Origin of the sequence: Nonomuraea sp. C10 (assembly GCF_008017515.1) — a bacterium.
Lineage (GTDB): Bacteria > Actinomycetota > Actinomycetes > Streptosporangiales > Streptosporangiaceae > Nonomuraea > Nonomuraea ferruginea.
In genome coordinates, this window is the sequence record NZ_VPFF01000001.1 from 542,085 (window position 1) to 566,469 (window position 24,385).

Below are 24,385 nucleotides of genomic sequence, written 5' to 3' on the forward strand. Positions count from 1 at the left end.
GGCCGGTCAGGGCTTGAGGATCATGGGGACCGAGAAGAACACGATCATCGCGATCGCCACGCAGATCAGGAAGCCGATCAGCTCCCATGCCCAGTCGTGGTGACGGTTGCGGCGCTTCTTCTTCTTTCTGTTCTTGGCGGGGGACGGCTTGCGGCCCTTCTGCGCCTGCGGCTTCCGAAGGGCGGGACGCGGCTTCGTCGCCAGCGGATCCGCCTTCTCCCCGCCACCCGCCGTACGAAGCTGTCCGGACTCACCCGTACGTGACCCATCCGTACGAGAGTCGGCCTTGAGGAAGTCAGAGGTACGGGAGTCGGCCTTGAGGGCGTCAGCCGTGGGGGAGTCGGCAAGGGAGGGCTTCGCCGGCTGGGGCTGGAGGTCCTGGATCGGGGGCGTCTCCGGCTCCGGGGCTGAAGGGGCGGCCGGCATGCGGTAGACCGGCTCCCTTGGCTGGGCGCGCGGGGTGAACAGCGGCCCGGCCTCGCGGGCGGGGCCGGGCTGGGCGAGGAAGTCGCCGGTCATGGGAGCCGCCATGTCCGGGAGGCCGCCGACCGCCGGGCTGGTGCCGCTCGGGTCGTCGAGCACGTCGCCGCCGGTCAGAAAACCGGTGGGCGCGGCCATCGGCGGCTCGCCCATACCGGGCTTCGCCCCCCGCGGCGTCGGCCGGCCGGGGGCGAACTGAGCGGGACCGGGCTGAGCGGGACCGGACGGCTGAGCGGGACCGGACCTGCCGGGGCCCGGCTGAGCAGCGCCGGGCTGCGCAGCGCCAGGCTGAGCGGGACCCGGCTGAGCAGCGCCGGGCTGAGCAGGGCCGGGCTGAGCAGCGCCGGGCTGGGAGGGCCGCCGGGGGCGGAAGGCTTCGAAGGGGGTCGGGCGGGCCTCGAAGGGCTTCAGCGAGGCGGGGTTTCCCCTCAGGCGCTCGAAGGGCGCCGAGGACCCGGGGTTCGAGCGCAGGGCGTCGAAGGGCGCTGAGGACGCCGGGTTCGAGCGCAACGCGTCGAAGGAGGCCGGGGACGCGGGGTTAGAGCGCAGGGCGTCGAAGGGGTTCGCGCGGAGGGTGTCGAAGGAGGCCGGGCCCTCGCGTACGTCGTCGCGGAACTTGGGCATCGGCGTCGTGGTGGCGTCGTGGTCGGGGACGCGCGACGGCGAGGGGGGCCTGAGCAGGTCGCGGGGGAAGAGGACGGTCGTGGTCGCCGGGTCGGCCGTGCCGAGGGGCTGCGGCCAGGCCGGCGGCACGGGCCAGCGCGGCTTGACGAACAGCGGCGCGGGATCGGCGGTGCTGGAGCCGGCCAGGTGGATGCGGAGGGTGCCGGGTGGTTCGGGCCACGGCAGGCGGCCGAAGACGTCGCGCAGCGGCGCGACCGCGAGCGCGCCGTAGACGTCGGCCACCGGCTTCGAGCCGCCCGCCCCCGTCGCGGCCAGCGCCATGTTGAGTATCTGCCGGAACCGGTGGGCGGCGCTGAGCGCCAGCTCCTCCGCCGTGTCGGCCGCCACGTCGAGCACCCAGGCGAGCTCGGCCAGGTCGAGCCCGCAGACGTGGCCGAGCACGAGCACCTCGCGCTGCTGCGGCCGAAGCTCGCGCAGGATGCGCTCGACCAGCGCGGACACGGGGTCGGTCAGCGGATCGACGACCGGCGGCGCGTAGACCACGTCGCGCCGGTGGATCTCCCGGCGGGCGAACGCGTACAGGGCGGCCCGGGGAGGATCCTCCGGCGCGCTGGTGAGGACGGACTCCAGGACGTCGGCCGCCGAGCCGAGATCGCCGAGCTGGTCGGCACAGTAGACGAACAGCCCGGCGGCGTGACCGTCGTAGAGCTCGGCGATCTGCTCGCGACGGGAGCGCTGATCGGTGAGCGGGTGTGTCACGTTGACCGGTTCCTCTTAATAGCAAGGGCGGACGCTGAGGGGGAGGGGGTGCGCCGGTGAATCTGGAGGTTGTGGAGGCAATCATGCCAACAATCCCTGGTGGAGCGCACTACCGAAGGGCGAATTACTGGGGAATCGCAGGTCGGTGAAGCGGTTCAGTTCGGACCCGCTAGGACAGAGGGGGATGGATCGCCGTAGTCTGTGGGTTCAAGAGATCATGCGGCGGTCGTGGCAGGGGGTCGCGGCCCTGCTCGATGCGGGAGGTCGCGCGTGATCACTTTCGATGCTGTCACCAAACGCTATCCGGACGGGACGGTCGCCGTGGACCGCCTCGGCCTGGAGGCGCGCACGGGGGAGATCACCGTGCTCGTCGGCCCCTCGGGGTGCGGCAAGACGACGTCGCTCCGGATGATCAACCGGATGATCGACCCTAGCGAGGGCCGGATCCTGCTCGACGGCGCTCCCGTGGACACCGTCGATCCCCCGGTGCTGCGCCGCGGCATCGGATACGTGATCCAGCAGGCGGGCCTCTTCCCGCACCGCAAGGTCGTCGACAACGTCGCCACCGTCCCGTACCTGCTCGGCTGGAACCGCAAGCGGGCCCGCGGCCGGGCCATGGAGCTGCTTGAGCGGGTCGGCCTGGACCCCGCGATGGGCGAGCGTTACCCGTTCCAGCTGTCCGGCGGGCAGCAGCAGCGGGTGGGGGTGGCCAGGGCGCTGGCCGCCGACCCGCCCGTGCTGCTCATGGACGAGCCGTTCAGCGCGGTCGACCCGGTGGTCCGCACGAACCTCCAGGACGAGCTGATCAGGCTCCAGGCCGAGCTGAACAAGACCATCGTGTTCGTCACCCACGACATCGACGAGGCGATCAAGCTCGGCGACCGGGTGGCGGTGCTGCGCGTGGGCGGCAAGCTGGCGCAGGTCGCCGACCCCAAGACGCTGCTGACGGAGCCCGCCGACGACTTCGTGCGCGAGTTCCTCGGCCGCGACCGGGGGATCCGCCGCCTGCAGTTCGTCTCCACGGGCGGGCTGCGCCTGCGCACCGACCTGACCGTGCGGGAGGGCGCCGACGGGCGGGGCGACGAGCCGTGGCTGCTCGCGCTCACCGCCGAGGGACGGGCCGCCGGCTGGCTGGCGCGCGGCCGGCCGGGCGAGCTGGAGCCCGCGGGCACGTTCCGCCACGGCCGCGACTCCATGCGCGCGGCGCTGGACGCGGCGCTGCTGTCCCCGTCGGGGCACGCGGTGGCGGTGGACGAGCAGGACAAGGTCGTCGGGGTGGCCACCCGGCAGGCGCTCGACGAGGCGCTGACGGAGGCCGTCCATGGGTGACGGGCCTCCCTCACTCTGGGAGTGGATCGCCCGCAACTGGGACACCGGGCGGGCCGGCAGCATCAGGGACCTGCTGAGCGACCACCTGCTGATGTCGCTGGTGCCGATCGTCGCCGGGCTGGCGCTGGCCCTGCCGCTCGGGCTCGCCTGCATCCGGTGGCGGTGGCTCTACCAGCCCACCGCGGCCGTGTTCAACGTGCTCTACGCGCTGCCGTCGCTGCCGCTGTTCATGCTGCTGATCTCGGTCACCGGGCTGTCGCCGGTCACCGTGATCATCCCGCTGATCTTCTACGCGATGGCCGTGCTCATCCCCGCCGTGGTCGACGGGATCCGCGCGGTGCCCGAGCACGTCCGGCAGTCGGCGGTGGCCATGGGCTTCACGCCGCTGCGCCGGCTGGTGCAGGTGGAGCTGCCGATCGCGGCGCCGGTGGTGATCGCCGGGCTGCGGGTGGTGGCCGTCTCCAGCATCAGCCTGGTCAGCGTGGGCGCGCTGATCGGGCAGGGCGGGCTGGGCATGCTGTTCACCCGCGCCTACCAGAACCCGTTCCTGCCGCCGGTCGTCGTCGGCATCGGGCTGATCGTGCTGCTCGCGCTGGTCGCCGACGGGCTGCTGGTGCTCGCGCAGCGGCTGCTGACGCCGTGGGAACGGGCGAGGAGGGCGACGTGAACTGGCTCGTCGACTTCTTCGGCGACCCCGCGCACTGGTCGGGGCCGTACGGGATCCCGGTGCGGCTGCTGGAGCACCTGGAGTTCTCCGCGCTGGCCCTCTTCCTGGCCACGCTGGTCGCGGTGCCGCTCGGCCTGCTGATCGGTCACACCGGCAGGGGCCACCTGGTCGTGGTGGTCTCCGCCAACCTGGCCAGGGCGATCCCCACGCTGGGCGTGCTGGTGCTGTTCGTGCTGCTGCTCGGCACCGCGTCGATCTGGCCGGTGATCATCCCGCTGGTGCTGCTGGCCGTGCCGCCGATCCTGGTCAACACCTTCGAGGGGATCAGGGGGGTGGACCCGGAGCTGCGTGACGCCGCGTACGGGATGGGACTGCGTGGCGGGCAGGTTCTGGGGCAGGTGCTGGTGCCGGTGGCGCTGCCGCTGATCCTGCTGGGGCTGCGGCTGTCGGCCATCCAGGTGGTCGCGACCACCACGGTCGCGGCCTACACCGGTCTGGGCGGGCTCGGGCGGTTCGTTATCGACGGTTTCGCGACACAGGATTACGCGAGCGTCTTCGGGGGTTCTGTGTTGATTGTGCTGTTCGCGCTCGTGGTGCAGGTCGGATTCACGCTCGTACAGAGAGTGACCGTCTCCCCGGGCGTGAGCCGGCGACTGAAGGTACGTGACAGTGGTGCAACCTCCCGCTAGAAGGGGAAACAACTGATGAGACGCATGTTCGGCACCGCGGCGGTGCTCCTGTCCGCGGCGCTCGCGCTGGCCGGCTGTGGCGGCGGCGGCGGTGACAACCCGCTGCAGAGCACGGCCGCCACGCCGACCGGGTCGGCTTCCGGCGGGGGGACTGTCGTGATCGGGTCGTTCGACTTCGACGAGAGCGTGCTGCTCGCGTCGATCTACGCCCAGGCGCTGGAGGCCAAGGGCGTGCAGGTGGAGGAGAAGCCGCGGATCGGCAGCCGCGAGGTCGTCTACGACCAGGTGAAGGGCGGCGGGCTGACGATCGTGCCCGAGTACAACGGCAACCTGCTCGCCTACGTCGACAAGGAGAACACCGCGGCGACCGCCGAGGAGATCAACGCCGCGCTGAAGGAGAAGCTGCCGCCCGAGCTGGAGGTGCTCGACTCCTCCCCGGCCGAGGACAAGGACACCCTCTCGGTCACCAAGGAGACGGCGCAGAAGACCGCCACCATGGACGACCTGGCCAAGGTGTCGAAGGACATGGTGGTGGGCGGCCCGCCGGAGTTCAAGGACCGCTGGGAGCAGCGTTTCAAGGACGTGTACGGGATCGAGTTCAAGGAGTGGAAGCCGACGGGGCCCACGACGGCCGACGCCATCAAGGACGGCTCCATCCAGGTGGGCAACGTCTTCAGCACCGACCCGAAGATGACCATCAACGAGCTGGCGCCCCTTGAGGACACCAAGAACATCTTCCCGGCCCAGAACGTGACCCCGCTGGTCCACAAGGCCACGGTGGACGACACGGTCAGGACGACGCTCAACGGCGTCTCCGCCAAGCTGACGACGGACTCGCTGCTCGACATGATGCAGAAGATCTCCGTCAACAAGGACGAGCCCGCCACGGTGGCCGGGGAATGGCTGACCTCGAACGGCCTCGGCTGACCCGCCCCGCCCGGATCCGGGGGGCCGGGCGGTGAGCGAGTTCACCGACGCCATGGCGCAGCTCGCGGCGGGCGTGTCGGTCGTCACCGTGCGCGACGGGCGCGACGACGTGGGCGTCACCGTCTCCACGCTGATGTCGGTGTCGCTGGACCCGCCGCTGATGCTCGTCAGCCTGGGCAGCGGGGGCTACGTCAACGAGGTGCTGCTGCGCCAGGACCGGTGGGCGTGCTCCCTGCTGTCGTCAGGCCAGGCGGCGATGGCCAGCCGGTTCGCGGCGGCGGGCCGGCCGAGCGCCCGCCACCTGGTGGCGGGCGTCCCGCACCATCGCGGCCCGCACTCGGACGCGATCGTCCTGGACGGCGGCGTCGCCGCGCTGGAGGCGGAGACCACGCGGGTGGTGCCGGCGGGCGACCACACGCTGTTCGTGGCCCGGGTCCTGGCCGTCGACTACGTGGCCCCGGGCCTGCGGCCTCTCATCCGCCTGCGCGGCCGCTACCGCGCGGTCGGCGCCTAGCGGATCGTGTACCAGGCGGGGAGCGCGAGCGGACCGGTCGCCGGGAGGCCGAGCTCGGCGGAGAGCCTGGCCAGCGGGCCCCAGGAGTCCAGGCGCACCCTGGCCAGGGCCGCGGCCTTGTCGTCGCTGGACTCGGGGCCGCGCAGGCGCTCCAGCGGGTTGAGCCTGGGATAGACCCGGACCGGGGCGTCCTCGGCGAGGCCGACGCGCTTCCTGGCGAGCTGCAGCGCGTCCTCCAGCCCGCCCAGCTCGTCGACCAGGCCGCCGGCCCGCGCGTCGGCGCCCGTCCAGACCCGGCCGCGGGCCAGCTCGTGGGCGCGCTCGCGGCTCAGGTCACGGGCCTCGGCCACCTTGCCCACGAAGTCGTCGTAGATCCTGTCGAGCCAGGCGTTGACCCGCTCCCACTGCTCCGGCGAGAAGCCGCGCGAGGTGGAGAACATGCCCGCGTTCGCGCCCTGGGCGACGTGGTCGGTGTCCACGCCGAGCTTCTCCAGCAGCTCCGACAGCACCGGCTTGCCGCCGAGCACGCCGATCGAGCCGGTGAGCGTGCCCGGCTGGGCCACGATCACGTCGGCGGCCATCGAGACGAAGTAGCCGCCGGAGGCCGCCACGTCGCCCATCGACACGATCACGGGCTTGACCTTGCGCGTCAGCACCACCTCACGCCACACCGTGTCGGAGGCCACGTACGAGCCGCCCGGGCTGTCGACCCGGAACACCACGGCCTTGACGTGCTCGTCGCGGCGGGCGGCGCGCAGCGCGGCGCTGATCGTGTCGGAGCCCATCGCGCCGCCCCCGCCGAGCGGGCTGCGGCCGCTGCGGCCGGTGCGGATCGCGCCGTCGCCGTGGACGAGCGCGATGCCGTCGGCGGTCGGATGCGGCAGCTTCTTGACGGCCGACGTCCGGTGGTAGCGGGACACGTACTGCAGCAGGGAGTCCTCGCCGGCGGCGCGCTTGACCTCGCCGTACACCTCGTCCCGGTAGGCCAGGCCGTCGACCAGCCCGGCGTCCACCGCCTCGGCGCCGATGAACGGGCCGCGGTCGATCAGCTCGCGCACCTTGCCGGGGTCGAGCCGGCGGCCGTCGGCGATGCCGGCCACGATCTGCTCGGTGATGGACTCGACGATCCGGGCCATCGACTCGCGGTGCGGCTCGGTCATGTGGTCCTGGGTGAAGGTGTTGGCCGCGGTCTTGTACTCGTGGCGCTGGCCGATCTCGTAGTCGACGCCGAGCTTGCCCAGCGCGTTCTTGAGGAAGCGCTGCTCCAGGACCACGCCGGTGAGCCCCACGTCGCCACTGGGCTGCAGGTAGACCCGGTCGAAGGCGCTGGCCAGGAAGTACGGGATCGTGCCGGCGCCGAACTCGCCGAACGTCTCGGCGAAGGCCACGGTCTGCTTGCCGGAGGCGCGGAACTCGATGACGGCCTGGCGCAGCTCCTGGACGGTCGCCAGCCCGATCGGATTGCCGCCGATCTTCACGATCAGCGCCTTGACCCGGGAGTCCTGCCGGGCCCGCTTGAGCCCGGCCAGCACGTCGGAAAGGCGGGGCTTGCGCATGGACAGCAGCGCGGCCAGCGGGTCCGAGGGCGGCCCCTGGGTGAGCCCCTCGGTGAGGTCGAGTTCAAGTACGAGCGGAGCGGTGCGCCGCTGCCGGAGCTTCTCGACGGTTTCGAAGATCGCCTTGCCTGGGTCCATAGAGCCACCCTAAGCGGCAGAAGCCGGGCGCGTGTGTCCAACTCCTGCCAAGTGGGGCGGCTCAGCCCTGCGTGACGGCCGAGGTCGCGCGGCCCAGGTCGATGCGCGGCGTGCCGACGCTCCGGGAGGAGGCGCTGTAGACGACGGACCGGCCGGTCTCCTGGAGCCGCCGCAGGATCTGCGCCGCGTCGAGCGCCGGAAACGCCTGCTTCATCACCGCGAACGCCCCCGCCACGTGCGGCGCGGACATCGACGTGCCGCTCATCGACGCGTACGTGTCGTCCGGCACCGAGGACTCGATCGTCACGCCCGGCGCGAACAGGTCGAGCAGCGCGCCCCGGTTGGAGAAGACGGCGACCGCGTCGGCGTCGTCGGTGGCGCCCACCGTGACCGCGCTGGAGATGCACGCGGGCGAGGCGACGCCGTCGCGCGCGCTCCCGTTGCCGGCCGCCACCACGGGCGCGACGCCCAGGTTCAGCAGCGTGTCGAACTGGCCCTTGAGCGCCGACGCCTCCGGGTCGGCGTCGCAGTGCGCCTGGAAGGGGCCGCTGCCGCCGAAGCTCATGTTCACCGAGGCCACGTTGTACGTCCTGGCCACGCGGGTGACGTAGTCCAGCGCCAGCTTCTGGTCGGAGGTGTAGGTGACGAAGCAGGGGGCCTGGGCGCCGACCCCGCCGCAGCCCGTGGCGGTGTCGACCCGGCTGAAGACCTGGATGGGCAGGACCGCCGCGTCGGGGGCGACCCCGTTGCCGGGGGCGCCGGGCGCGTTCCGGCCCGCGGCGATGCCGGCCACGTGGGTCCCGTGGCCGCACTGGTTGACGCCGCGCGACATGCAGCGCGGGATCGCGCTGTCCGCCGCGCCCGGCCCGGTCTGGGAGTCCTCGCCGCTCGGGCACAGGGACACGGACCCGGTGCTCGCGTCGGTGGTGGAGAAGCAGGCCTGGTCCACGATGCGGCCGGCCAGGAAGGGATGGTCGCCGTCGATGCCCAGGTCCAGGACGGCGACGGTGGCGCCGCGGCCCGTCCAGCCCGCCGCGTTGGCCCGGTCAGAGCCGATCACGCGGGTGCTGTCGGCCAGAAAGGGCACGCTCGGCCGGTCCGCGTACACGGCCTGGACCCGGGGGTCCCTGCGCAGCTCGGCGAGGGTGGCGGCGTCGACCTCGGCGACCAGGAAGCCCGCCGAGGCGGACGACTCCAGCACCTTGGCGCCGGCCGAGGCCCGCTCGACGTCCGTGGCGACCTTGCCCACCGGCTGGCCGGGCCGCAGCTCGACGATGGAGCGGACCTTCTTCTCGGACCTGATCTGCTCGACCAGGCCGTTGCCGACGGTGGGACCGTCGCTGACAGGAGTGCCGGCGTTCCCAGCGGGCGCCGTGCCCACGATCGTCGTCAGCGCGACCGCGCAGGCGAGCACAGAGCGAGATCCCACGGGTTTCCTCCGAGACGTCAAGCGGACGACACGGCGGATAGCTCCCCGGTCGTGTCGTCCGTGACGCCTCGGTTTTCTAGCCTTTTACCGGGATTTGATCACCTTGGTGGCAGCTTTCTTGAGCGCGGCATTCGTGGGCTTCTTGGCCAGCCGCACCTTCTCTGAGGATTTGAGGGTCTTGGTGCCGTTCACGCCGTGCGCCCAGTTGAGCCAGCCGGTGAGCAGCGCGCTGTCCAGCCTGCGCTTGGCGGTCTTGGTGTTCTTGATCACCCGGTACGCCTTGCCCAGCGACGAGGCCTTGGTCAGCTCGGGGAAGACCTTGCTGGCCTTGCCCACCAGCTTCAGATAGCAGGTGAGGGTCTCGTCGCTCATCGTGCCGCTGCCGCGGTGGATCTCCTTGGCCCACTGCTTGGCGGTCAGCCGCTTGGCCGCGGTGCCCCTGGTGCAGACCGGCGCGGCCTTGGCTGCCGGGGTCGGCGTGACGGTGATCGTGACCGTGACGGTGACCGTCGGCAGCGGCACCGGCGTCGGGTCGTCCGACGGCTGCTCCGGCTGGGGGGTCGGCCCGCTGTCCGTCGGGTCGGGCTCGGGGTTCGGGTCCGGGTCGGCGGGGTCCGGGTCCGTGGGGCCGGGATCGGCCGGGTCGGGGGCGGCCGGCGGGCTCTGGCTGATCTCCGGCTGCGGCGTGCCGCCCGTCACCGCCGCCGCCACGTCCAGCCGCGGCGTCCGCACCTCGGCACCGTTGGCCTGGTAGACGTACGGCCTGCCGGTTGACACGAGCTTGGCGATCAGGTCCGGCATCGGCGTGTCCGGCGACTGCGCCTTCAGCAGCGCCAGCGCGCCCGCCACGTGCGGGGTGGCCATCGAGGTGCCGCTGTAGGTGGTCATCTGGTCGTCAGGCACCGACGACTCGATGTCCACGCCGGGCGCGAACAGGTCGAGCAGCGCACCCCGGTTGGAGAAGTCGGCGATGGCGTCGCCGTCGTCGTTCGCCCCGACGGCCACCGCGGAGCTGATGCAGGCGGGGAACGTGGCGCCCTCGAAGTACTCGTTGCCGGCCGCGACCACGGTCGCGACGCCCTTGGCGAGCAGCGCGTCGATCTTCGGCTTGAAGACCTGCGCCTCCTCGCTGTCGTCGCAGCTCGTCTCGTACGGCATGCCGCCCAGGCTCAGGTTCACCGCCGCGATGGGCTCGGTGAGCGAGGCCACGTGGTCCAGGGCCAGCCGCAGCGACGACTCGTACGCCAGCAGGCAGGCGGCCGCGCCGCACAGGTCCTCGTCGTTGACCCGGCTGAACACCTGCACCGCGACGATCCCCGCGCCGGGCGCGACGCCGCCGGTGCCCGCGGCGATGCCGGCCACGTGGGTGCCGTGGTCGCACAGGTTCGTCCCGTCCAGCAGGCACTTGGCCGTGGTGGCGTCGGCCGAGCCGGCGCCCACCTGGCTGGTCTGGCCGTTGGGGCAGAGCGACTCGACGCCCGCGTCCACGGCGGAGAAGCAGGCCTCGGCCACCACCCGGCCGCTCAGGAACGGGTGGTCGAGGTCGACGCCGGTGTCCAGGATCGCGATGTTCTGTCCGGCCCCGGTGTGACCGGCGGCGTGCGCCTGGTCGGCCCCGATCTGCGCGATGCTGGAGGCCAGCGCGGGCGGGTAGGCGCGGTCGCGGTGGATGGACGTCACCCGGGGGTCCTCGGCGAGCGCGGCCAGCTCCTCGGCCGTGCCCTCGACCACCATGAACGGCTGGGCCTGAGGCTGCAGCAGCACCTCGACGCTGCCCTCGGCGGCCCTGGCCGCCATCGGGGCGTGCTGGGCGGGGTCGGTCAGCTCGACGATGGCGCGCACGCTGCCGCCGTCGACGGCTAAGCCCTCCTCGACCTTCTCTTCGGCGCTCGTGGCGGCGGGGGTTGGGGTCGGTGTGGGATCGTCGGCGAACGCCGGCGCCGCGGGGAGCAGCGCCAGCATGATCGCGGCAGCGATCAGGGGGCGAAGTCGCACCGGCTTCCTCCGAGGAGACATGATCTCGGAGTTTAAGGTGATTTGTCAGGACCGGACAGGCCCTGCCGCTCCTTTCTCACCAGACTTTCAGGCACCAGTCAGGAAGGCGGAGAGGTCAGCCAGACCGCGCCCATCGGCGGCACCCGCAACGTCGTCGAGTAGCGCAGCCCGTGCCACGGCTCGTCGACCGCCTCCACCTCGCCCATGTTGCCCACGCCGCTGCCCCAGTACTCGTAGGCGTCGGTGTTGACCGCCTCCGCCCAGCGCCCCCCGTACGGGAGACCGAGCCGGTAGTTCTCGTGCGCCGCGCCGCTGAAGTTGACCACGCACGCCACCGCGGACCCGTCCTTCGCGTACCGCAGGAACGAGAACGTGTTGCCCGGCGCGTCGTCGGCGTCGATCCACCGGAAACCCTCGGGCCTGGTGTCCTGCTCCCACAGCGCCGGGGTGTCCTTGTAGAACCGGTTGAGGTCGCGTACCAGCCTCTGCACGCCCTGGTGGCCGTCGAACTCCAGCACCCACCAGTCGAGCCCGCGCTCCTCCGACCACTCCGAGCCCTGGCCGAACTCACCGCCCATGAACAGCAGCTGCTTGCCCGGATGCGCCCACATGAACGCCAGCAGCGCGCGCAGCTGGGCGAAGCGCTGCCACTCGTCGCCGGGCATCTTGCCCATCAGCGAGCCCTTGCCGTGCACCACCTCGTCATGGGAGAGCGGCAGGACGTAGTTCTCCGAGTAGGCGTAGATGAGGGAGAACGTCATCTGATGGTGGTGGTACTGCCGGAAGATCGGCTCGTGCCGGAGATACTCCAGCGTGTCGTGCATCCAGCCCATGTTCCACTTGAACCCGAAGCCGAGCCCGCCCAGATGCACCGGCCGCGACACCCCCGGCCAGGCGGTCGACTCCTCGGCCACGGTCGCGATGCCGGGCGCCTCCCGGTAGCAGACCGAGTTCATCTCCTTGAGGAACTCGACCGCGTCGAGGTTCTCCCGGCCGCCGTAGACGTTGGGGGTCCACTCGCCCTCCCGGCGGGAGTAGTCGAGGTAGAGCATCGAGGCCACCGCGTCCACCCGCAGGCCGTCGATGTGGAACTCCTTGAGCCAGTAGAGCGCGTTGGCGACCAGGAAGTTGCGCACCTCGCGGCGCCCGAAGTCGAACACGTACGTGCCCCAGTCGGGGTGCTCGCCCCTGGCCGGGTCGGCGTGCTCGTAGAGCGGGGTGCCGTCGAAGCGGGCCAGCGCCCAGTCGTCCATCGGGAAGTGCGCCGGCACCCAGTCGAGCACCACCCCGATGCCCTTGGCGTGCATCCGGTCGACGAACGCGCGGAACTCGTCGGGGGTGCCGAAGCGGGCCGTCGGCGCGTAGTAGGAGGTCACCTGGTAGCCCCACGACCCGCCGAACGGGTGCTCGGCCACCGGCAGCAGCTCCACGTGCGTGAAGCCCAGGTCGGCCACGTACTCCGAGAGCTGGTCGGCCAGCTCCAGATAGGACAGGCCGGGCCGCCACGAGCCCAGGTGGACCTCGTAGATGCTCATCGGCCGGTTGCGCGGCTGCTCGTCGCGCCGCCCCGCCATCCACTCCTCGTCGGCCCAGACGTAGTCGGACTGCTCGACGACCGAGGCGGTCTGCGGGGGCAGCTCGGTCCTGCGCGCCATCGGGTCGGCCTTGTCGCGCCACACGCCGTCGGCGCCCAGCACCTGGTACTTGTAACGTTCGCCCGCGCCGAGACCGGGGACGAACAGCTCCCACACCCCCGAGCGGCCCAGCGAGCGCATCGGGTAGGCGGTGCCGTCCCAGTGGTTGAAGTCGCCGATCACCCGGATGCCGCGGGCGTTGGGCGCCCAGACGGCGAACGCCGTGCCCGGCGTGTCCTGGTGTTCCATCACGCGGGCGCCGAGCACCTCCCACAGCCGCTCGTGCCGCCCCTCGCCGATCAGGTGCAGGTCGACCTCGCCCAGCGTGGGCCAGTGCCGGTACGGGTCGCGCGTCTCGTGCGCCTCACCGCCGGGATAGCGCACGCTCAAGGTGTACGAGGGAACCTTGTCCAGACCGGGGACCGTGGTCTCGAACACGCCGTGGGCCACGTGCTTCATGTCGTGCGCGGTGCCGTCGTCCAGCACCACGCGGACCCGTTCGGCGAGCGGGCGCAGCGCTCGGAAGGTCACCCCACCCGCGCCTGGGTGGGCGCCCAGCACGGAATGCGGATCGTGGTGCGCCCCGCCCGCGAGGCGGTCGAGCTCTGTCCTCATCGGCATGCTCCCAACACTGCCCTATGGCGACCGTCCATCTGTGGCACTGCCCGCATTCACCCCGACAATCACCGAAAGTGCGGAATCTTGGGTTTATCGGGGATTGACCTCAAGCGTGGTTGGGTTTTTAGCGTTCCATGCATGGACATACAACAGCGTGCGGGCAAGCGGGAGTGGATCGGCCTGGCCGTCCTCATCCTGCCGACCCTGCTGCTCTCGATAGACGTGACCGTGCTGCACCTGGCCGTGCCCGCGCTGAGTGAGGACCTCCGGCCCACCGGGGCGCAGCTGCTGTGGATCAACGACATCTACGGGTTCCTGATCGCCGGGTTCCTCATCCCCATGGGCACGCTGGGCGACCGGATCGGGCGCAGGCGGCTGCTGCTGATCGGGGCCGCGGCCTTCGCGCTCGCCTCCGCCGCGGCCGCGTACGCGCCGAGCGCCGAAGTGCTCATCGCCGCCCGCGCCGCGCTGGGCGTGGCGGGCGCGACGCTCATGCCCTCGACACTGTCGCTGATCCGCACCATGTTCCACGACCCCGCCCAGCGGACGACCGCGATCAGCCTGTGGATGGTCGGCTTCACCGGCGGCATGGTGATCGGGCCGCTGCTCGGCGGGTCACTGCTGGAGACCTTCTGGTGGGGGGCGGCGTTCCTGCTCGGGGTGCCGGTGATGGCCGTGCTGCTGGTGGCGGGGCCGCTGCTGCTGCCCGAGTACCGCTCGCCCGCCGTGGGCCGGATCGACGCGCCCAGCGTGGTGCTGTCGGTCGCGGCCGCGCTCGCGGTCACCTACGGGGTGAAGGAGCTGGCCGCCGGCGGGGCGGGCGCCGTAGCGCCGCTCTCCCTGGTAGCCGGGACGGCGCTGGCGGTGGTCTTCGTACGAAGGCAGCGCGGGCTGGCCGAACCCCTGCTCGACCTGCGGCTGTTCGCCGAGCGGCGCTTCTCCGGGGCGCTGGGCACGCTGATGCTGGTCATCCTGGTGGGGCCGGGGATCGGCCTGCTGACGGCGCAGTACCTGCAACTCGTGCTCGGCCTGTCGCCGCTGGAGGCCGGGCTGTGGACGCTGCCCAACGCGGTGGCGATCATCTTCGGGTTCGTGGCGACCCCGGCGCTGGCGCGGCGGGTCCGGCCCGCGGTCCTCGCGGCCGGGGGACTGGTGCTCGGCGCGGCAGGGGTCCTGCTCCTCACGATGGCAGGCACGTCGGGGCTCGCCGCGCTGGTGACCGGGCAGACGCTGTTCTTCCTGGGCGGCTCGCCGCTGCTCGTGCTGGGCATCGACATCGTGGTCGGCGCGGCGCCGCCGGAGCGCTCCGGCTCGGCGGCGGCGCTGTCGGAGACCGCCCAGGAGTTCGGCGGCGCGGCCGGGCTGGCCGTCTTCGGGAGCATCGCCGCCGCCGTCTACCAGGCCCGCCTGCGCGTACCGGAGGAAGTCCCCGCGGAGGCGGCGGCAGCGGCCCGCGACACCCTGGGCGGCGCCATGGCCGTCGCGTCCGGTCAGCCCGCCTCCGTCGCCGCCACGCTCGCGGAGGCGGCCAGGGCCGCCTTCACCACGAGCCTCACGGTCACGGCGGCGGCCGCCTCCGTCGTCCTGCTCGCCGCGGCGATCCTGGCGGCCACCGCCCTGCGCCACGTCCCCCGGCTCGGCTCCTCGCCCGACGGTTCGTAACCGGATCGAAGGTAAAGAATTCGTGCGGGATCCCCCATGTCATGGGGGATCCCGTCGCCGGGGTCCGTCCCGCGCTTGCCCTTTCCCTTGCGCGACGATTACCTTCGAACCCATCGATGGCACGCGCTTGAGCAGCGCTTTTAGGTAAGCCCCCGCGCGTTGCCGATGAATTGCCGAGACCGCGCCCACCCGCGCACATTGCGGGAACACGGCGCGGCCGCCGAATCCGCCCTCTGGCGGAACCGGGGACCCACCTTTCTCTGGGGTGAATCGGTCGCTCTTCACCAAGGGCGCGCCGTAGGGCACTTCCACGCCCGAACCCGACAGCTAACCCGGTAGGCGGCATGGAAGCAAGGAGCAATCCCCGAGCATGGTCAAGCACATCTTCGATCGCATCCCGTCCACCTCCCGCCTGGCCCTGGGCGCCACCCTGGCACTCGGCGCCGCCTTCGCCGGCACCTCCGCCGCCGCCACCGCGGCCGCCGCCTCCCCCTCCCAGCCCCACCCGGTCGCCCACCAGCAGAGCAGCGCGAACCAGTCCACCGCCGTCAGCGCGAGCACCGTCCTGCAGGTCGCCGAGTCGCAGATCGGCGTCACCGAGGACGCCGCCGGCGGCGGCACCAAGTTCCACCAGTGGTACATGTCCTCCCCGCGCGCGGCCGAGACCCTGGCCCGTGACGGCGGCGGCACGCCCGCGCTGTACGCCAACGCCCCCTGGTGCGCGATGTTCGTGTCCTGGGTCGGCGAGCAGGCCGGCGCCCGCTCCACGATCGGCTGGGACGCCTACACCGTCACCCACGCCCAGTGGTTCAAGGACAACAACCGCTGGGGCAGCCAGGCCAAGCCCGGCAGCGTCGTCTTCTTCGACTGGGGCGGCAGCAAGAACATCAGCGCCGTCGACCACGTCGGCCTGGTGAAGAAGGACAACGGCGACGGCACGATCACCACGATCGAGGGCAACACCGGCAACGGCAAGGTCGAGGAGCGCATCCGGCCCGTGTCCCACGTGGCCGGCTACGGCTACCCCGAGTACAAGGCCGCCTGAACGGCCTGACAACCGCGCCAGCCATCGGGACGAGAACGATCCTTGGCCGCGCTCGGGGCTGGTCACGCTCTGGTGGGCGCTCTGGCTGATCGGCAACTGGGTGGCGCTCGTGGCCGGGCGGCTGTTCTTCAACGCCGAAGAGCTGGAGTCCATGGCGTCGGCGGCCAGGTTCGACGTGCTGAGCTGCGCGCTGATGCTGGTGGCGGCGGTGCCGGCGGCCCTGGTGGTCCTGCGGATCAGCAACGCGCAGGAGGCGCGGCGCCCCGCCGCTCCGGTGTCGCCCTTCGAGAGCCCGGCCGTCTAGCGGAAGGCGGCCAAGGGGATCGACACCCAGGTGGGGCGGTTGCGGGCCTCGTACACGACCTCGTAGACCGCCTTCGACAGTTCGAACGCCCGCAGCAGCGCCGTGTCGGCGGGGGTGATGACGCCGCCGCCCTCGGCGTAGCCCTCAAGGAACGCGGCCCTGTTGCGCTTGGCCCACTCCTCGGCCATCGGCTCCAGGCGGGCCGCCTCGGAGTGGTCCGCCAGCAGGTGCCTGGCCGCGTAGTCGAACGAGCGCAGCATGCCGGCCACGTCGCGCAGCGGCGAGGAGAGCGCGCGGCGCTCGGCCAGCGGCTGGCCGGGCTCGCCCTCGAAGTCGAGCACCACCCAGTCGGTGGTGGTGCGCATGACCTGGCCCAGGTGGTAGTCGCCGTGCACCCGCTGGACGCGCACCTCGGTGGTCAGCTCCTCGGCCCGGTGGTAGGCGAGCTCCAGGGCGGGCACGTGCTCGCGCAGTTCGGGGACCTCGCCCACGGCGCGGCCGAGCTGGCGCCTGAAGTCCTCGGCCATCCGCTTGATCTCGTGCGGCTCCATCACCTCCGTGCCGAACGCCTCGCGCAGCTCGTGGTGGACGCGGGCGGTGGCCGCGCCGAGCCGGCCCGCCTCTGCGGCGAAGTCGCCGCCCGCCTCAGCGGCGGGGAGGCCGGGCAGCGAGTTGTAGAGGTCGCGCACGCTGGTGAGCGCCAGGTCCCAGCCGTCGGTGGAGTTCGACAGGAACTCCTGCATGATCGCCAGCGTGGTCGGGGTCTCGTCGAGGTCGGTCTCGATCCACCCGTACGGCTGCGCGATGTGCGGCGCCTGCCTGATCGCGAGCGCGGTGACGACTTCCAGCTCCGGGTTGACGCCGGGGACGAGCCGGCGGAAGAGCTTGCAGATGTACTCCTCGCCGAACACCAGCGAGGTGTTGGACTGCTCGGCCCCGAGCACCAGGCTGCGCTGGTTGGTGTCGATCTCGACGCCGGGCAGGTGGTGGAACCGCACGCCCGCCCGGCCCGAGCCGGCCGCCATCGACTCCAGGATCCAGCGGGTCAGCTCGTGGTCGTGGACGGCGTCGTACACCACGCATTCCCCGTCGTCCGCCGCGTACGGCCCGATGAAGGCGTGGGTGAGGGTGTCGGGGAGCTCCCTGCGCAGGCCGAGCGGGAGCTGGTAGCGCTCGCGGGACCCCTCCTGCCACACCGACACGATCAGGTGGCGCAGGCTCGGGTCGCCCGCCTCGATGACGACGTCGGAGTCGATCGACAGCGAGTCGATCGGGCGCCCCTTGCCGCCGAACCAGCGTTGGCGTGCGATCCATGCGGCAAGGAGCTCCTCCAGCACGTCCTACTCCTCCTGGGTGTGGGCCGGCGGCAAAGTGAACCAGTAGAACCCATGCCCAGGGAGCGTCAAAAGATACGGAAGTTCGCCAATCGGTGGAAATGGCACGCCACCCATGGTCTCCACGGGCGAGACGCCGACGAACCTGCGCAGGTCCAGCTCCACCGGCTGCGGGAAGCGGGACAGGTTGTTCACGCAGAGCATGCGGTCGTCGCCCAGCTCGCGGACGAACGCCAGCACGCTCGGGTTGGAGGAGTTGAGCTCGATGAACTCGCCGAGCCCGAACACCGGGTGGCGCTTGCGGATCTCGATCATCCGGCGGGTCCAGTGGAGCAGCGAGCCGGCGTTCTTCTGCTGGGCCTCGACGTTGAGCCCCTGGTAGCCGTAGATCGGGTCCATGATCACCGGCAGGTAGAGGCGGCCGGGGTCGCAGTCGGAGAAGCCCGCGTTGCGGTCCGGGTCCCACTGCATGGGGGTGCGGACGCCGTCGCGGTCGCCGAGCCAGATGTTGTCGCCCATGCCGATCTCGTCGCCGTAGTAGAGCACCGGCGAGCCGGGCAGCGAGAGCAGCAGGGCGGTGAACAGCTCGATCTGGTTGCGGTCGTTCTCCAGCAGGGGCGCCAGCCGGCGGCGTATGCCGACGTTCGCCCGCATACGGGGGTCTTTGGCATATTCGGTATACATGTAGTCGCGTTCTTCGTCCGTGACCATTTCGAGGGTCAGCTCGTCGTGGTTGCGGAGGAAGATTCCCCACTGGCAGTTTTCCGGAATTTTCGGCGTTTGTGCCAAAATTTCGGAAATGGGGTAACGGGACTCCCGGCGGACCGCCATGAAAATGCGGGGCATCAGCGGGAAATGGAAAGCCATGTGGCATTCGTCCCCGCCGCCCACCGGGTCGCCGAAATACTCCACCACGTCCGAAGGCCACTGGTTGGCCTCGGCCAGCAGCACCCGGTCCGGGTAGAGCCTGTCGACCTCGGCCCGCACGCGCTTGAGGTATTCGTGCGTCTTCGGGAGGTTCTCGCAGTTGGTGCCCTCCTCCTCGAAGAGGTACGGCACCGCGTCCAGCCGGAACCCGTCGATGCCCAGGTCGAGCCAGAAGCGCAGCACCTCCAGCATCGCGTCCTGCACCGCGGGGTTCTCGTAGTTGAGGTCCGGCTGGTGATGGAAGAACCGGTGCCAGTAGTACTGCCCGCGCACCTGGTCATACGTCCAGTTGGACGTCTCGGTGTCGATGAAGATGATGCGGGCGTCGGGGTAGCGCGTGTCGGTGTCGGACCAGACGTAGAAGTCGCCGAACGGCCCCTCCGGGTCGTGGCGGGACGCCTGGAACCACGGGTGGGCGTCGCTGGTGTGGTTCATCACCAGGTCGGCGATGACCCGCATGCCGCGCTTGTGCGCCTCTTCGACCAGCCGTACGAAGTCGCCGAGATCACCGAACTCCGGGAGGATCTTCATGAAGTCGGCGATGTCGTAGCCGCCGTCGCGCAGCGGTGACTCGTACAGCGGGAGCAGCCAGAGGCAGTCGACGCCGAGCCACTGCAGGTAGTCGAGTTTGCCGATGAGGCCGCGGATGTCGCCCGTGCCGTCGCCGTTGGAGTCGGCGAAGCCTCTGATCAGCACCTCGTAGAAGACGGCACGCCGGTACCAGTAGGGGTCGCGTGGTTTCTCGTCGTCGAAGGTGTTGGGAATGGGTGTGGAGCTCATGAGCTCTCCTCTCGGGTGCTCATGAGGGAGGCGCTTGCACACACTGTTGAAGACTCCCCGCTGAATTCAGCTCTACCGTGGCGACGCTCGTACGGTGAGAAGGTGGGCCGGCTGGATGTGAGGGTCGAGACGCACGTAGTTGTTCTGTCTCCAACGGTACGACTCGCCAGAAAACTCGTCGTCCACCACGAACTCGGCGTTCCAGTCGAGCCCGAGGGCGGGCAGGTCGAGGTCTACCGTGGCCTCGTGCGTATGGTGCGGATCGAGGTTGATCACCGCTATGACGACGTCGCCCAGTCCGTGCCGTCGTGTGGCCGCGTCGTAGGCGCCGGGCAGCCGTTTGGAGAAGCAGATGATGTCCGGCTGGTCGACCCGGTGGAACCGTAGGTTACGCAATTCCTGCAGGGCCGGGTGGGCCCTTCTGAAGAGATTCAGGTGGGTGATGAAGGACGCCAGGCTGCGGCCCTCCCGCTCCGCGGTCACCCAGTCACGCGGGCGGTACTGGTACTTCTCGCTGTCGAGATACTCCTCGCTGCCGGGACGTACCGGCACGTTCTCCGCGAGTTCGTAGCCCGAGTACACCCCCCACGTTGGCGAGGCCGTCGCCGCCAGCACGGCCCTGATCTTGAACGCCGGGACCCCGCCGTGCTGCAGGTACTCGTGCAGGATGTCCGGCGTGTTGACGAACAGGTTGGGCCGCAGGAAGTGGGACGTGGCGTGGGACAGCTCCGCCAGGTAGTCCTCGACGTCCCACTTGGAGTTCTTCCAGGTGTAGTACGTGTACGACTGGTGGAAGCCGATCTTGGCCAGCGCCTGCATCATCGCGGGCCGGGTGAACGCCTCCGACAGGAACAGCACGTCCGGGTCGGTGGCCTGGATGTCGGCCATGAGGCGCTCCCAGAACGCCACCGGCTTGGTGTGCGGGTTGTCCACCCGGAAGATCCGCACGCCGTGGTCCATCCAGTGGCGCAGCACCCGCTTGATCTCCGCGTACAGGCCCTCGGGGTCCTTGTCGAAGTTGAGCGGGTAGATGTCCTGATACTTCTTGGGCGGGTTCTCGGCGTACGCGATCGTGCCGTCGGCCCGGACGGTGAACCACTCCGGGTGCTCCTTGACCCACGGATGGTCGGGGGAGCACTGCAGCGCGAAGTCGAGCGCCACCTCCATCCCCAGCTCGCGGGTGCGGCCGACGAAGTCGTCGAAGTCGTCGATGGTGCCCAGGTCGGGGTGGACGGCGTCGTGCCCGCCGTCCTCCGAGCCGATCGCCCACGGCGAACCGGGGTCGTCGGGCTCGGGGTTGAGCGTGTTGTTGCGTCCCTTGCGGAAGGTGTGGCCGATCGGGTGGATCGGGGGCAGGTAGACGACGTCGAAGCCCATCTTGGCGATGGCGGGCAGTCGCTTGGCCGCAGTCTGGAAATTTCCGGACTTGGAGGCGCCGACGCCGTTGACCACGGCCCCCTCCGACCGCGGGAAGAACTCGTACCAGGAGCCGTAGAGCGCCCGCCGCCTGGACACCCGCACCTTCTGCTGCCTGGACCTGGTGACCAGCTCGCGCAGCGGGTGGGCCGCCAGCAGCGAGGCCGTCTCGGGCAGCTGCGCGATCGACAGCCGGGCCCGCGGGTCGAGGTCCTCGTCGCGCAGCCTCGCCGCGACGCCGAGCAGCGCGGCCCGGTGGCCGCAGGCGCTCTCGCCGTTGGCGCCGTCGGGAGCCGGGCAGTCGGCCTGCCGCACGGCCCTGGCCGCGCGCTCGAACAGGCGCGCGCCCTCCTCGCACATGAGATCGGTGTCGAGCCCGCGCGGGATCTTGATGTCGGCGTCGTGCAGCCAGCTGGCGATGGGGTCGCTCCACGCCTCCACGCGGTAGAGCCAGTCGCCCTCGCTCGGCAGGCAGACCTCCACGGCCCACCGGTCGGTGCCGGGGGCGGTCTCGCGCATCGGTCTCAGCCTGCCCCGCTGCCCGTCCGGCGCGGTGAGAACCACTCCGGCGGCCACGGCGTCATGGCCCTCCCGGAACACGGTCGCGGAGACCTCGAAGGTCTCGCCGGCGACCGCCTTGGCGGGCCACTGCCCGCAGTCGACGACGGGGGAGATGTCCGTGATGGGAATTCGTCCGATCATCGCATTTCAAGGTTTGCGACGGCACTCGGTACCGCCGGAGGCTTTCCTGGCAGGATCGATCCTTGCACGTGAATTGCGGGCAGCGGTGGATAGAACTCCCGAGTGTCCCCGGGAGAACCTGACATGGGGGAAAGTTGCCCCAAAAGTCTCCCTTCATGCTTCATCTCGGAAGGGGTTTGAAAGCCGGGACTGGGGGTGAAGGAACCAGACGTTCCTCCTAGCCCGTAGGGTTCACATTGTGAGAGCTATCCGCCGGTTCACCGTCCGGACCGTCCTGCCCGCGGAGCTGGCCGCACTCGGCGAGCTCGTCCACAATCTGCGCTGGTCATGGCACCCAGAGACGATGGATCTCTTCGCCGAGGTCGACCCCGTCCTCTGGGAGCGGGTCGGCCACGACCCGGTCGCGCTGCTGGGCGCCGTGGGGCCCGACCGGCTGGCCGAACTGGCCGCCGACCGCCGCTTCCGCCGGCGGCTCGCCGACGCCGCGGACGACCTGCGCGAGTACATGACCGCGCCGCGGTGGTACCAGACGCTGCCCGACGCCGCGCGGGCCATCGCCTACTTCTCACCCGAGTACGGCATCGCCGCCGCGCTGCCGCAGTACTCGGGCGGCCTCGGCATCCTGGCGGGCGACCACCTCAAGGCGGCCAGCGACCTCGGCGTGCCGATCCTGGCCGTAGGCCTGCTCTACCGCCACGGCTACTTCACGCAGTCGCTCTCGCCCGAGGGCTGGCAGCTGGAGCACTACCCGTCGCTCGACGCCGGGGGCCTGCCGCTGAGCCTGCTCAAGGAGCCCGGCGGCGCGCCGGTCAAGATCCGCATCTCGCTGCCCGACGACCGGGTGCTGCACGCCCAGGTCTGGATGGCGCAGGTCGGGCGGGTCCCGCTGCTGCTGCTCGACTCCGACGTGGCCGAGAACGACAGCGCCGCCCGCGACGTCACCGACCGGCTCTACGGCGGCGGCACCGACCACCGGCTGATGCAGGAGCTCCTGCTCGGCGTGGGCGGGGTGCGCGCCATCCGGGCCTTCTGCCGCATCACCGGCAACCCCGACCCCGAGGTGTTCCACACCAACGAGGGCCACGCGGGCTTCCTCGGCCTGGAGCGCATCCGCGAGCTGACCGAGTCCAGGCTCTCCTTCGACGAGGCGCTGGAGGCGGTGCGGGCCGGGACGGTGTTCACCACCCACACCCCGGTGCCCGCGGGCATCGACCGGTTCCCGGTCGACATGATCGCCCGCCAGTTCGGCGGCGGCAACGCCTGGCCGACCGTGCCCGTCGAGCGCATTCTCGAACTCGGCGCCGAGGCCGATCCAGGCCGGTTCAACATGGCCGTCATGGGCATGCGGCTGGCCCAGCGCGTCAACGGCGTGTCCGAGCTGCACGGCGAGGTCAGCCGGGACATGTTCAAGGACCTGTGGCCCGGCTTCGACGTCGACGAGGTGCCGATCGGCTCGATCACCAACGGCGTCCACGCGCCCACCTGGGTCGGCCGCGAGTTCATGGAGCTGGCCGGCCGCGAGCTGCCGTCGCTGCTGGAGCGGGCGCGCGGCTGGGAGGGCGTGCAGAAGATCTCCGACGCGGAGATCTGGGAGATCAGGCGCGAGCTCCGCGGCCGCCTGGTCGAGGGCGCGCGGGCGCGGCTGCGCCAGTCGTGGCTCGACCGCGGCGCCTCGCCGGCCGAGCTGGGCTGGATCGACGACGTGCTCGACCCCGAGGTGCTGACGATCGGGTTCGCCCGGCGGGTGCCGTCCTACAAGCGGCTCACGCTCATGCTCAGCGACCCCGAGCGGCTGAGCGAGCTGCTGCTCCACCCCGACAAGCCGGTGCAGATCCTGATCGCGGGCAAGGCCCACCCGGCCGACGAGGGCGGCAAGAAGCTCATCCAGCAGATCGTCAAGTTCGCCGACCGCGCCGACGTCCGCCATCGCATCGTCTTCCTGCCCGACTACGACATGGCCCTGGCCCAGCTGCTGGTGCAGGGCTGCGACGTGTGGCTCAACAACCCGCTGCGCCCGCTGGAGGCTTCCGGCACGTCCGGCATGAAGTCGGCGCTCAACGGCGGACTCAACCTGTCCATCCGCGACGGCTGGTGGGACGAGTGGTACGACGGCACCAACGGCTGGGCCATCCCCACGGCCGACGGGGTGACCGACCCCGACCGGCGTGACGAGCTGGAGGCCACCGCGCTCTACGACCTGATCGAGCACGAGGTGGCCGACCGCTTCTACGACCGGGCCGCCGACGGGCTGCCCCGCCGCTGGATGGAGATGGTCAAGCACACCCTGACCTCGCTCGGGCCCAAGGTGCTCGCCGGGCGGATGCTCCGCGACTACGTGGTGGGCCTCTACACGCCCGCCGCCAGGGCCGCGCGGGCGCTGTCGGCCGACGGGTACGCTCCCGCGCGGGCGTTCGCCGACTGGCGGCTCAAGGTCACCAAGGAGTGGCCGGGCGTGCGCGTCGAGCACGTGGAGGCGTCGGGCGTCGGAGACACGCCGGAGGTCGGGGCCTCGCTGGAGCTGCGGGCCACGATCACGCTCGGCGACCTGGAGCCCGGCGACGTGCTGGTGGAGGCCGCCTACGGCAGGGTCGGCCCGCACGACGAGCTGATCCATCCCGAGTACGCCGAGCTGACCGCGGCCGGGGTCGACGACGACGGCCGCGCCCACTTCACCGGGGTGGTCCCGCTCGGCCGCACCGGCGCCTTCGGCTACACCGTCCGGGTCGTGCCGCACCACCCGCTGGTGGCCGCGCGGGCAGAGCTGGGGCTGATCGCCGTGCCCGAGGAGCCGGTCGGCATGACCAACGGCACCCTGCGCTGATTACGCGGTGTAGAAATCAGGTCAACCAACGGCAT

At 71.0% G+C, this 24,385-nt stretch carries 16 protein-coding genes, 1 pseudogene and 1 riboswitch; of the genes and pseudogenes, 9 read left to right on the forward strand and 8 right to left on the reverse strand.

Annotated elements, in window-relative coordinates; genetic code table 11:
- Positions 1-6: 6 nt before the first annotated feature.
- Positions 7-1,863 carry an RNA polymerase sigma factor gene (locus tag FR742_RS02585; protein ID WP_148029417.1) on the reverse strand — a complete coding sequence of 619 codons (1,857 nt, stop codon included), beginning with the start codon at positions 1,861-1,863 and terminating at the stop codon, positions 7-9.
- A gap of 270 nt (positions 1,864-2,133) precedes the next feature.
- Here FR742_RS02585 and FR742_RS02590 point away from each other — a divergent pair, with 270 nt between their 5' ends.
- The 5 genes from FR742_RS02590 to FR742_RS02610 are packed head-to-tail and all read left to right on the forward strand — an operon-like array spanning position 2,134 to position 5,989.
- A complete protein-coding gene (locus FR742_RS02590) occupies positions 2,134-3,192 on the forward strand; it encodes an ABC transporter ATP-binding protein (RefSeq protein ID WP_148029418.1) in 1,059 nt (352 codons plus the stop codon).
- A complete protein-coding gene (locus FR742_RS02595) occupies positions 3,185-3,859 on the forward strand; it encodes an ABC transporter permease (RefSeq protein ID WP_148029419.1) in 675 nt (224 codons plus the stop codon). Before FR742_RS02590 ends, FR742_RS02595 begins: the two co-directional genes overlap by 8 nt.
- A complete protein-coding gene (locus FR742_RS02600; protein ID WP_148029420.1) occupies positions 3,856-4,548 on the forward strand; it encodes an ABC transporter permease in 693 nt (230 codons plus the stop codon). Before FR742_RS02595 ends, FR742_RS02600 begins: the two co-directional genes overlap by 4 nt.
- Positions 4,549-4,563: 15 nt before the next feature.
- The gene (locus FR742_RS02605) at positions 4,564-5,475 is read left to right on the forward strand and encodes an ABC transporter substrate-binding protein (protein WP_148029421.1); all 912 of its coding nucleotides are present in this window, start codon (positions 4,564-4,566) and stop codon (positions 5,473-5,475) included.
- Positions 5,476-5,506: 31 nt separating this feature from the next.
- Complete coding sequence (locus FR742_RS02610; protein WP_261808325.1) at positions 5,507-5,989, forward strand: flavin reductase family protein; 483 nt, start codon at positions 5,507-5,509, stop codon at positions 5,987-5,989.
- On the opposite strand, the gene sppA is transcribed toward FR742_RS02610, so the two are convergent.
- The 4 genes from sppA to glgB form a co-directional block, all read right to left on the reverse strand.
- On the reverse strand, positions 5,986-7,683 hold the full coding sequence (gene sppA / locus FR742_RS02615; protein WP_148029422.1) for a signal peptide peptidase SppA: 1,698 nt from the start codon (positions 7,681-7,683) through the stop codon (positions 5,986-5,988). The two genes, FR742_RS02610 and sppA, sit on opposite strands and share 4 nt — an antisense overlap.
- Before the next feature lie 61 nt (positions 7,684-7,744).
- The gene (locus FR742_RS02620) at positions 7,745-9,112 is read right to left on the reverse strand and encodes a S8 family serine peptidase (protein WP_148029423.1); all 1,368 of its coding nucleotides are present in this window, start codon (positions 9,110-9,112) and stop codon (positions 7,745-7,747) included.
- A gap of 84 nt (positions 9,113-9,196) precedes the next feature.
- Positions 9,197-11,107, reverse strand: coding sequence for a S8 family serine peptidase (locus FR742_RS02625; RefSeq protein WP_187280962.1), 1,911 nt, complete (start codon positions 11,105-11,107; stop codon positions 9,197-9,199).
- Between the two features lie 98 nt (positions 11,108-11,205).
- The gene (gene glgB, locus FR742_RS02630) at positions 11,206-13,356 is read right to left on the reverse strand and encodes a 1,4-alpha-glucan branching protein GlgB (protein WP_148029425.1); all 2,151 of its coding nucleotides are present in this window, start codon (positions 13,354-13,356) and stop codon (positions 11,206-11,208) included.
- Between the two features lie 141 nt (positions 13,357-13,497).
- Between glgB and FR742_RS02635 the strand changes: the two genes are divergently transcribed.
- The 3 genes and pseudogenes from FR742_RS02635 to FR742_RS02645 all read left to right on the forward strand — a co-directional run.
- Positions 13,498-15,021 carry an MFS transporter gene (locus tag FR742_RS02635; protein WP_148029426.1) on the forward strand — a complete coding sequence of 508 codons (1,524 nt, stop codon included), beginning with the start codon at positions 13,498-13,500 and terminating at the stop codon, positions 15,019-15,021.
- Positions 15,022-15,229: 208 nt separating this feature from the next.
- A riboswitch (cyclic di-AMP (ydaO/yuaA leader) is annotated at positions 15,230-15,378 on the forward strand.
- A 13-nt stretch (positions 15,379-15,391) separates the two neighbouring features.
- Positions 15,392-16,066 carry a CHAP domain-containing protein gene (locus FR742_RS02640; protein WP_148029427.1) on the forward strand — a complete coding sequence of 225 codons (675 nt, stop codon included), beginning with the start codon at positions 15,392-15,394 and terminating at the stop codon, positions 16,064-16,066.
- A gap of 34 nt (positions 16,067-16,100) precedes the next feature.
- Positions 16,101-16,370: pseudogene (locus tag FR742_RS02645) on the forward strand (DUF4328 domain-containing protein); the annotation flags it as partial.
- Here the strand turns inward: FR742_RS02645 and FR742_RS02650 are convergent.
- The 3 genes from FR742_RS02650 to FR742_RS02660 form a co-directional block, all read right to left on the reverse strand.
- On the reverse strand, positions 16,367-17,707 hold the full coding sequence (locus FR742_RS02650) for a maltokinase N-terminal cap-like domain-containing protein (protein ID WP_148029429.1): 1,341 nt from the start codon (positions 17,705-17,707) through the stop codon (positions 16,367-16,369). The pseudogene FR742_RS02645 and the gene FR742_RS02650 sit on opposite strands and share 4 nt — an antisense overlap.
- Positions 17,708-17,710: 3 nt before the next feature.
- On the reverse strand, positions 17,711-19,411 hold the full coding sequence (gene treS / locus FR742_RS02655) for a maltose alpha-D-glucosyltransferase (RefSeq protein ID WP_148029430.1): 1,701 nt from the start codon (positions 19,409-19,411) through the stop codon (positions 17,711-17,713).
- 72 nt (positions 19,412-19,483) lie between these two features.
- On the reverse strand, positions 19,484-21,529 hold the full coding sequence (locus FR742_RS02660) for an alpha-1,4-glucan--maltose-1-phosphate maltosyltransferase (protein ID WP_148029431.1): 2,046 nt from the start codon (positions 21,527-21,529) through the stop codon (positions 19,484-19,486).
- Between the two features lie 238 nt (positions 21,530-21,767).
- On the opposite strand from FR742_RS02660, the gene glgP reads away from it, so the two are divergent.
- Positions 21,768-24,350 (forward strand): alpha-glucan family phosphorylase, encoded by a 2,583-nt coding sequence (gene glgP, locus FR742_RS02665; protein WP_148029432.1) that lies wholly within the window; start codon positions 21,768-21,770, stop codon positions 24,348-24,350.
- The last annotated feature ends 35 nt before the right edge of the window (positions 24,351-24,385 follow it).